The organism is Nitrobacter vulgaris (assembly GCF_002028545.1).
GTDB lineage: Bacteria > Pseudomonadota > Alphaproteobacteria > Rhizobiales > Xanthobacteraceae > Nitrobacter > Nitrobacter vulgaris.
The window spans coordinates 1-9,421 of sequence record NZ_MWPQ01000076.1 but is presented as its reverse complement, the minus strand read 5'-3'; the positions used below and the strand labels follow the sequence as shown (position 1 = coordinate 9,421).

Here is a 9,421-nt window from a genome sequence, read left to right as displayed (position 1 = left end):
TTAGCCAAAAGCAATCGCGACTCATCAAAGGCCTCCTGTCCGAGACCGTGAATCACAAACTCAGCGCCGAAGGAATCACTTTTATGGGTCCCGACCCTAGGACTGTCAGCTCGGTGTACACAAGTGTCTGATCGCTTGCGCGTAAGAGGCACGCCTCGCATTGTTAACCGAACCTGGCTGAGGGTGTTGAGGGCGCTGGCAAGACAGCGCGAAGCAGTCATCACGCACTCAATCCCGCACTTCACCGGTTACCATCAAATCGCTTCCGAAATTGCAGCATGGCATCCGGACTTGCCGGCCCATTGAAGCTAATAGCGGCATCCCATCAACGTCTATCGGAAGAAACCCCGAACAGAGACATGAGGGATACTCCCAAACGGTCCGGCAGAATCCGGAGAGACGATCAATCTGCGCCGCGATTTCAATCCCATTCAATGTCGTCCCGGAAGTCGACCATCGTTCAGTTCATCACGATGCCGGGCGGAGCTAATCACTACGAGCAATAGCTTCCAGCGGCCGTCTCACCTGGAATAGCTTCAGAATTGCGAAGCAGGCGGATGCCGCAGCAAGGTGCTTCAGCGTGTGTCCGCTAAGAATTCCACCGAATGAATAAACCTGATGGTCATAATGCTCCAGCAACTTGGCTAATGCATAAAGTGCCACAGCGGCGCCCCAGTAGGAAGCGCCGGTGTATTTGGGCGGAAACAGGCTTAGAATTAACACCAGTGCAGTAAATGGGAAAAATTGAGCCCACGCGTATAGTCGCAGATCATCTGTCCAGCGCCACATCAGAAGACTGAAAATGCCGACTGCAAGCAGCGGCCGCAGCAACACCGCGCCGGCCTTTGGATCCACGCGCTCCTCAACCACCGCCGAAAGTATCGCGGCGAAGCAAAGCGTCATCGGTAATCGATCCCAGAACAACGTCTGGTCACTGGGATTGAGATGATAATAGGATGAGCCGAACCCGGTTAGGAAAATTCCGCCAAATAATACGAAAGTTGTTGCGCTGCGTCCGAACTGCGCGAGACCAACCGCGCCCACGGCGATAAATGGAAGATTGGACACGACATTCCAGAAATTCGGTATGCCGAACACTTCGCGCTGATCGGCAAACTGATGATAGTCCTGGTTCTGCAGCAAGGGTGGAATCGGCAGTAACGCCGCAAGCGTAACAATCATCAATCCGTACAAAAACAGTACCGGACGATCGCGAACTATGCTGCCAACTTTCATCAGCGATGCGCCTTGAAGCGATGTCGGATTGCGCAACACTTCATTGCTTGAAAATATATATTGCGATGGTAGCGCAACGGCGTTCGGAAGCAAGAGATGGACACAAGATTAGTTTTGATCACCGGCAACGATTTGGCGAATCGCGCTTGGCAAATAAAACCTGACAGACAGTCGTTTGCTGGCATGCCGCTGTTCATGATATCTGATGCGATCTTACGTTCGGCATCTGTAATAGTTCGACGACGCTGGTGGAAGAAGCCATGAGTGTGCATTTCAGGTTTCTGACTTCATCTTTGCGCTGGCTGAAGAAGGCTTTTGGCTTTTTCTGTCTCGCTCTGGCCCTCACATGGGCGACTCTGGCCATCTACTATTCAAATCTCCCATGGCCCGGATTACGCATCGCGCTAGCGATAGTCTTTGCAGCGTTCACGATTTGGGCCATCTGGTTTTCCCATCGGCGACGCATGTCCGTGATGGCGGCTCTGCTGTTCGTCGGCGTGGTCGCATGGTGGATAGCCATTCCCCCTTCGCATGATCGTCCCTGGCGACAGGAAGTCGCGGTGATGCCACGAGCCATCATCGACGGCGACAATGTGCACTTCACTGGCGTCCGCGACTTCGACTATCGCAGCCGGAGCGACTTCACGGTCCGCTACCAGGAGCGGGATGTTCAGCTGTCTCATCTGACCGGTCTCGACTTCTACGTAGCCTACTTTGCTGAGGGGCCAGTCGGGCACACCTTCGTGAGCTTCATATTCGACAATGCCGAGCCGTTGAGCATCTCCATCGAAACACGGCCGGAGGTTGGCGAAGGCTTTGCGCCCGTCGCCTCCCTCTTCAAGCAATTTGAATTGATCTACATAGTCGGCAGCGAACGTGACCTGGTGGGTGTGCGCACCAATCACCGCCACGAACCGGTATATTTATATCGCCTGAATACCTCTGCGGAGAGTGCGCGCCGGCTATTTCTTGTCTATCTGAACCGGATCAACGAACTTGCCGACACGCCTGAATTCTATCACCTGCTGACCAATAGCTGCACCATCAATATTATCCGCTACGCCAATGCCGCAGGCAGGCAGGGGCGGTTCGATATCCGCCACCTGCTCAACGGATTGATCGATAGCTATCTTTATCACTCGGGCCGAGTGGACACGACGTTGCCGTTCGAAGAACTGAGGCGACGCTCTCTCATCAATGAAGCCGCGCAGGCCGCCGACGGAAAATCAGATTTTTCTGAGCGCATCCGGGCCAATCTGCCAACGATTCCGCGATGAACTACGTGATGTCCACCTCATCAGAGATTGTTGCTGGTCCAATCCATGCCCGCAAACGAAGTGAGGTGAGAATATTTCCTCAAGTCCTGCGATTATTGGAAAGATCAATCGCCGGTCTGTTACGGCTCTATCATGTTGGACCTCACCGCGTATCGCACGAGGCTTGCGATTGAATTGATCTCTAATTTCCGCATGGCCGTCGCACGATGAGCTTCGGTGGTCTTCACACTGAGATTGAGGAGGGAGCTAATCTTTTTATTGCTGTAGCCTTCGGCCACCAGCGTGACCACATGCCGCTCGCGCGGAGAGAGCTTCTGGCCCCCTGCGTCCGCGCCGTTCTGTTCGCGGCGCGGCCCGGCGCTAAACCGCCCATCATCGAACGACCTATGCATCATTAAAGCCTCTACGGCCGCCAACAACATCTTGTTTGCGTCAGATTTGACCAGATATGCGCGCGCACCGGCCCGAAACGCTTCCTGTGCCAGCACCCTGGACTCATGCACAGTAAAGATTAGGACTTCCGTCTCCCGCAAATGTTTGCTGATGAGTCGCGCAACTTCGACTCCCGTCATATGCGGGAGCGAGAAGTCCAGGATTGCAACGTCGGGGCGCTTCTCAAGGGCGACCTCGAACGCCCTCCTGCCGTCATCCACATCGGCAATGACCTCCCAACCGGGACGCTGCTCAAGCACCGCACGCAACCCAAGCCGGACGGCGGCATGGTCGTCCGCTATGAGAATTCGTTTCATCTTCCAGAAGTTCTCCGGAGGACATTCTCGAACCTCAGGATAAATCACTAGGTAGAACTATCTATGATGGCGAATCCCATTAATGGATCTGGCGTCCCAAAATATGTCCGCACCCTCACCGAGATTCTATTCTGGGAAAAGCGGCAATTCGCGACCAGTGGCACGAGTTTGACTTCGGCCCGCGACCCCGGGAATCGTTAAACTCTGCGTTTTATGGCGTATTTGCTTTGGCCTTGGCAGGCGCCGCTACCGTCTTCCGTTTACGCACCTTCGTCGTAAAGCCATGAGCGAACACAGCATATACCGTCGTGCCAGAGTGCGGCACTGCCGGATCTGAATGGATTTCGAGTCTGCCGCCGATCTGTTTCAGCCTCGCGCTCATTGTCGGAATTCCAACACCGGTGGATATTGCCTTCACGCCGCGGCCCGCACGCGCGGCTAACAGGCCGCATCCGTTATCGCTGATCATAAGGCGGATGTGAGCATCAGTTGCCTCAAGGACAATCTTGACCTTGGTGGCCTTCGCGTGCCGAAATACGTTCGTAAGCGCTTCCTGGGTGACCCGTAGCAATAAACGCTGATGCTCTTTTGGCAATCGGTCGACAGCGCGCGTGATTTTCGTACTGACATCCAGCGACGTTCGCGTGGCGAAACTTCGCGCATAGCACTCGATCGTCGTTTTCAATCCATCGACCGTCAGTGCTTGAGGATACCGCAAATAAGTGAATGCGCGGATTTCCTTTAACGCCTCGCCGATGGATGCATCAACTTCATCGAAAAGTCTCTCGGCATTGATCGAAGCGCCTGGGTGGGCGCGCATTCGCATGAGACTAAGGCTTGCGGCAATCAGGTGCTGGCACGTGGAGTCATGGAGCTCGGATGCGAACCGCTGATGGATGTCCTCCTGAATGGAAGCAAGGCTAACATTCCTACGAATGTCATCCTCCCCGCGCAAGATCCGGTGGCTACCGATCAATCGGACACAGCCGTCTGGCTGGATGACCGGAACGGCCGTCGTCTCCGTGTCATGCCTTGAACCTCCAAATGCAAGTCCGTGACGGACCCTGACTTCGCTCCCTTGTGCAAGACATGCCTGGAAAGCTGAGCAAATTAATCGAGCGTCTTCCGCGCCCATATAGTCGAAGACATCCAGTTTCCTGATCTTCCGTGACGAAATTCCAAGGGCAGCCTCGAAGGCTGGATTGATGGCCTCATACGCAAAGCCTCCCGCGCCCAAGGGACGCACAGCAAAAAGAAGATCCGAAGCGCGATTCCAGTAAAGCTGATCGCAGCTTGCTTCCGAACCGGTCAGTGACACCTCGCCAAGCACGGTTCTGCGCGTCATTGTGCTGCTCACTATTCACAGAGTAGATACCCTACTATCTTGAATATGCATGTGGGCGCGTAAGCACTACAAGATACCCCTTTATAATATTCAAGATCCCGCCGCGGAGGAGATCAACACCAATTGATCGGATAGATTCCCGATTCGTCGCGAAGATACCTCCCAAATGGGCCATTGCCTTGCCGCTTGCAGCTGCTCGAGACTGCGCCAAGGCGGCCCTTGACCGTGAGAATCGAATCCTCCCAGGCTATTCAGTGATTCCTTTGGAGCAATAGGGCAAAGCGGTAGCAACCGTCGGAGCGGGTGGAGTTGCGGAGACGGGCCGCGCGGGCTCGGATTGTGGGTTCGCCGGTCTCAAACGATACACGCACCACCATAGCTGACCCCGGAATCGCACAATTGGTCATTGTCTGGCCATCAAGTTTTCGGAGACGGCTGAGGGGAATCTACCGTTTGGATTTCAAAGTTGCCATCGAATAAGGGAGAACTGCCGATGATCCGCCGACTGTGGGTCGTAGCGTGGGCGTTGAGTCTCTTTTCTATGCTGGTTGTGGCCGGCGCTCAGGCTCAGACCGCACAGGCGCCGACATCGCCCAAACCAGATGTGACGCAGCGGGCAGATTCTCCTTCGGATGCGCCAGCCACCGCGCAGCCAGCAAAACAGCCTGCTGCTTCGCTCAACACGGCCGAGATCGTTACACGTGCCAACAAAAATGTCGGCGTTGACATCGAGAAGAGTATCAACGGCTGGGAGCAGGAGCTTTCGCGCCTGGAAGGTGACCTAAAAAAGCCCCGCTTGAGCTATTCCGAACTGAACGACCTCCGTGACAAGCTCCAGCGCGTTCGCAGCGAGATTGGAAGCTTTGGCAAGCAACTTGAACCTGTACTCGCAGCCGCCAAGGACCAATTGGGCCTGCTCGGGCCGGCGCCGGCCGCCGGTCAACCACCCGAGCCGGACGACGTCGCGCGAAGTCGGGCCGACCGGACCTACTACCATGGGGTGTTGACCGGAGGTCAGAAGGAGATCGACTCCGCCAATCTGCGCATCGACAAGCTCATCGATGCCATCCAAGACATCCGTCGAAAGAATTTCGCGACGCGCCTGTTGCAGCCGCTACCTGGCATTTACTCGTCCGAGACCTGGTCGAGTGTGCCGAACTATGTTCCATTGGCCACATACCGCGTTCGCGACATCGTGGCCGACTGGTGGGGCAGTCTTGGCGATCAGGACGATGTGAAGCTCCTCGTTTTCGAATCCGGACTGCTCATGCTCGGGCTCGCTGTTGCCGCCGCCTTGGGAACCTGGCGGTTGCGCCGCCGGCGATCCGAGGACGTTGATCAGCCATTCTGGCGGCGGGCTGCAGTCGCGGGCGCCATCGCCTTGTTGTGGCTCTTGCCGGTCTTGCCGATCGCTTTCCTCTACGGGCTGGTCGCCGACACGCATCAACTGCCTAAACGTGTCGATTGGCTGCTGTACACGACTGCGCAATCCATCATCACCGTTCTCGCGGTCAGCGTGCTCGTCATCAGCGCGTTCGCACCGAGGATGCCGCATTGGCGGTTGATCCCCGTCTCTGATCGCACAGCACGTCGAATTTGCGGACTCCTTCTGGCGCTCGCAATCGTGTACGGCGTGACCAGTTTGCTCTACATGGTCACCCGTGTTGTGCAGGCTCCCTTTGCGCTGACGATCGCGGTTGCGCTTCCGTCGAGCCTGCTTTTGGCCGGAATCATCGTTGCCATCCTTCTTACGCCGCTAGAGGGGCAGCACCAGGACCAAAGCCTCTCACCGCGGCTCCTCGCCGTGCTGCGGGCCCCTGTTTGGATTGCAGTTGTCGCGATCATCATCTCGACATTTGCCGGATACCTGGCGCTTGCCCGGTTTCTCGCGCAACAATTGGTCGTAACCGTCTCCATTATGGCGTTTGCCTACCTCCTGCTGCTGTGGATCGATGGGCTGATGCAGGGCTTGGGCGACGACCGTGCAGCGACAGGCCGCTGGCTCAAGGAAAGCTTTGGTGAGCAACACCAGCGGCACGAGCAGTTGGCTCTGCCGATTGGCCTGCTCCTTAAAGCCATCGTGGTCATACTGTCGGTGCCCCTCATTTTACTCCAGTGGGGGTACAGTTGGCCGGAAGTCTACGACTGGTACTCGCAGCTCTTCTTCGGTTTCCGGGTTGGCAACACCCAAGTATCCATTGCGGTGCTCCTCGCGTCGGTGATGGTGTTCGGGCTCGCCTATGGCGCCGCGCGACTTTTCCAGGGCTGGCTCGATGAGCGGGTTCTCAAGGCGGCGGGTATTTCGGGCGGCCTTCGCGATTCGATTCGCGTTGGAGTGGGATACGGCGGCGTCGTCATCGCAACGCTTGTGGCCTTCTCTTACGCAGGCTTCGACCTATCCAATCTCGCGATCCTGGCCGGCGCATTCTCCGTCGGCATCGGGTTCGGTTTGCAAAGTATCGTCAATAATTTCGTGTCGGGGCTGATCCTTCTGGCTGAGCGCCCCATCAGGGTCGGTGACTTGGTCGTCGTCGGAGGCGAAGAGGGTTATGTTCGCAAGATCAGCGTGCGTTCGACCGAGGTCGAGACGTCTGAGCGAGCGAGTGTTGTGATTCCGAACTCCTACTTCATCACGGAGAAGGTGAAGAACTGGACATTGCGCGATAACAGACGTCGTATCGCGATCCCGGTTAAGGTTGCGAATGGCTCCGATCCGCGGGCGGTCAAATCGATTCTGCTCAAGGTCGCGCAGGACCATCCCAGCGTCCTGACACTGCCTGCGCCGTCGTTCGATTTTGAAGATTTTGGGGTAGATGGCCTCACGTTCAAACTTTACGCTTTTGTCGATGTGCGTGCGGGCGGCAACGTGACCGCGGATCTAAGGATCGCTATTTTGGAAGCCTTCCAGGAGGCCGGGATTTTGATCCCGTCCCGGCATGCGGAGGTCACGCTGCAGACAATCGATCTGTTGCGTGAGACGGCGGAACATCTCTCAGGTGACACTCAAAAGACAAAGGTCAAAGCCAAAGGGTCTGCTTCAGGGCAGCTTGCCAATCTACCGAGACAGTCGGCAAATCTCGTCAGACCCTAGGCTTGTTGCAAATGCCGAAACCTTGCAATTCTCATAAGCCTAGGGGACTCGATCTAACAACCTGCGTTTCATGAACTGTCCGGCTGATTTGAGCGCCAGCCGTGCATCCGTAAGGCCGGCATTCCAGAGAGGCCACGCATGAATCATTTCTGGCCACACCTCCAAAGTCGTCGCAACGTTGGCTTCCGCGGCAGCTTCCGCAAAACGTGTTGAGTCCGAGAGCAATGTTTCAGCAGAGCCGACTTGAATGAGCGTCGGTGGAAATCCTGCAAGGACCGAAAACAAAGGGGAAAGAAGTGGGTTCCTGCGGTCGAGTGATGTGGGAGCATAGGCATCAGCTAGCTCCACCAGGTAGCCACGATGGATAATTGGATCGATATGATCTTTGCTCTCCAACGTCTTTCCGGACATGGTGAGATCAGTCCAGGGTGAAATCAGCCACGCGCACGCCGGCAAATCTTCGTTCGCCTCTCGCAAGGCGTTGATCAGGGCGATCGTGAGATTGCCGCCGGCGCTGTCGCCGCCAACTACAATATTCCGCGCGTCGATGCCTTGCTGGCGCAGATACCGCCAACCGATCATGGCATCGTCATGCGCAGCAGGAAACGGATGTTCCGGCGCTAGCCGATAGGCAATCGCCAACGTGCTTATACCAGCGGCGCGCCCGGCCTCTGTAACAAGGCGTCGATGGCTCGCAATTGAGCCCGAACAGTAGCCGCCGCCATGAAAATACAGAAGTACCCGTGTGGCGTCCGCCCCAGGCGAAAGCGACCATTCCCCTGCTACATCTCCGCAACCGACTGTTCGCAGCTCTACATCGTCCGCCACCGGCCAAATTGAGCCGACCTCATCGAGACGTTGCCTTCGCTGCTCCCATCCGATCGGACGAGGCTTTGAAGACAGTATTGCGCGGATACTTTCAATCTCTCCCTCAGCCAAGGCGTCTCCCCTCGATAGCCACCAAAACAAATGGGGACCGTATTGCGTAGATACCTGCGGCGCGGTCTATCTCGACGCGCCGAACGTCACAGGCACTTCACCCTCAGTGGTCAATGGAGTCCCCTGACAGAGAGAGGAGCACCATGCCGCAGTATTGCTTTCACTTTATAAACGGGAATCCACTGATCAATGCCGTAATCGTGGATTTGTCTGACCTCGACGCAGCCAAAGCCGAGGTAGCAAAATTCGTTGGCGCGGTTTTGATGTCGGAACAACCCACCAACAATCCGTTCTCGGTAGATTCTTTATTCAGAACTCAATGACTTTTACGAAGAATATGACCGCACTGCCCGCCAGCAACCGGAGGCATTTCCTCATTATATATATACTACTATAACGTGTAACCGAAGTCATTCGGAATTCATTCTGACGGTAAGGTAGAAACAATACACCCCGTGGACGATGTTGAGATCAATGTTGTCGTGACGATCGGACACGAAGATGAAGAACCAAAGGTGATTTCTCGCGTCACGCGCCGAGCGGTCACCATGTTTGATCTCACGGTTGATCACGAGCGCTACGCGCAAAACCGTCATGATCGCAGAGCGGCAATCATCGGTTGCATGAACCGGCTTTAGTGTTGCCTTTCAGTCCCACCCGGAAGTTTCCCTCACCTAAAAGAGATGCCTGCATGTTGACACCGCGCTGTACGATGTATAGCGAGAAACATATCGATAGGCTATCGGCCGGGGGGCATCCCGAGTCGTCCTGTTTTTAGATGATC

6 protein-coding genes are annotated in these 9,421 nt (G+C 55.8%); 2 read left to right on the top strand and 4 right to left on the bottom strand.

Translation table 11 applies throughout. The annotated features are described in order from the left end of the window. Positions 1-486: 486 nt before the first annotated feature. Positions 487-1,329 carry a ceramidase domain-containing protein gene (locus tag B2M20_RS18525; protein ID WP_079448486.1) on the bottom strand — a complete coding sequence of 281 codons (843 nt, stop codon included), beginning with the start codon at positions 1,327-1,329 and terminating at the stop codon, positions 487-489. Positions 1,330-1,496: 167 nt separating this feature from the next. Between B2M20_RS18525 and B2M20_RS18520 the strand changes: the two genes are divergently transcribed. Further along, positions 1,497-2,513 (top strand): Lnb N-terminal periplasmic domain-containing protein, encoded by a 1,017-nt coding sequence (locus B2M20_RS18520; protein WP_079448487.1) that lies wholly within the window; start codon positions 1,497-1,499, stop codon positions 2,511-2,513. Between the two features lie 119 nt (positions 2,514-2,632). Here B2M20_RS18520 and B2M20_RS18515 read toward each other — a convergent pair whose 3' ends face one another. Continuing rightward, complete coding sequence (locus tag B2M20_RS18515) at positions 2,633-3,262, bottom strand: response regulator (RefSeq protein ID WP_079448485.1); 630 nt, start codon at positions 3,260-3,262, stop codon at positions 2,633-2,635. A gap of 211 nt (positions 3,263-3,473) precedes the next feature. Beyond that, positions 3,474-4,607, bottom strand: a complete 1,134-nt coding sequence (locus B2M20_RS18510) for a sensor histidine kinase (RefSeq protein ID WP_079448484.1) — start codon at positions 4,605-4,607, stop codon at positions 3,474-3,476. Between the two features lie 493 nt (positions 4,608-5,100). Here B2M20_RS18510 and B2M20_RS18505 point away from each other — a divergent pair, with 493 nt between their 5' ends. Further along, positions 5,101-7,698 carry a mechanosensitive ion channel domain-containing protein gene (locus B2M20_RS18505; protein ID WP_079448483.1) on the top strand — a complete coding sequence of 866 codons (2,598 nt, stop codon included), beginning with the start codon at positions 5,101-5,103 and terminating at the stop codon, positions 7,696-7,698. A 39-nt stretch (positions 7,699-7,737) separates the two neighbouring features. Here B2M20_RS18505 and B2M20_RS18500 read toward each other — a convergent pair whose 3' ends face one another. Continuing rightward, on the bottom strand, positions 7,738-8,637 hold the full coding sequence (locus B2M20_RS18500) for an alpha/beta hydrolase (RefSeq protein ID WP_079448482.1): 900 nt from the start codon (positions 8,635-8,637) through the stop codon (positions 7,738-7,740). Between the last annotated feature and the right edge of the window lie 784 nt (positions 8,638-9,421).

Bases quoted from the DNA above. Each gene is read 5' to 3' on its own strand.
- B2M20_RS18520 (WP_079448487.1), top strand. From the start codon at position 1,497: ATGAGTGTGCATTTCAGGTTTCTGACTTCATCTTTGCGCTGGCTGAAG.
- B2M20_RS18515 (WP_079448485.1), bottom strand. From the start codon at position 3,262: ATGAAACGAATTCTCATAGCGGACGACCATGCCGCCGTCCGGCTTGGG.
- B2M20_RS18510 (WP_079448484.1), bottom strand. From the start codon at position 4,607: ATGACGCGCAGAACCGTGCTTGGCGAGGTGTCACTGACCGGTTCGGAA.
- B2M20_RS18505 (WP_079448483.1), top strand. From the start codon at position 5,101: ATGATCCGCCGACTGTGGGTCGTAGCGTGGGCGTTGAGTCTCTTTTCT.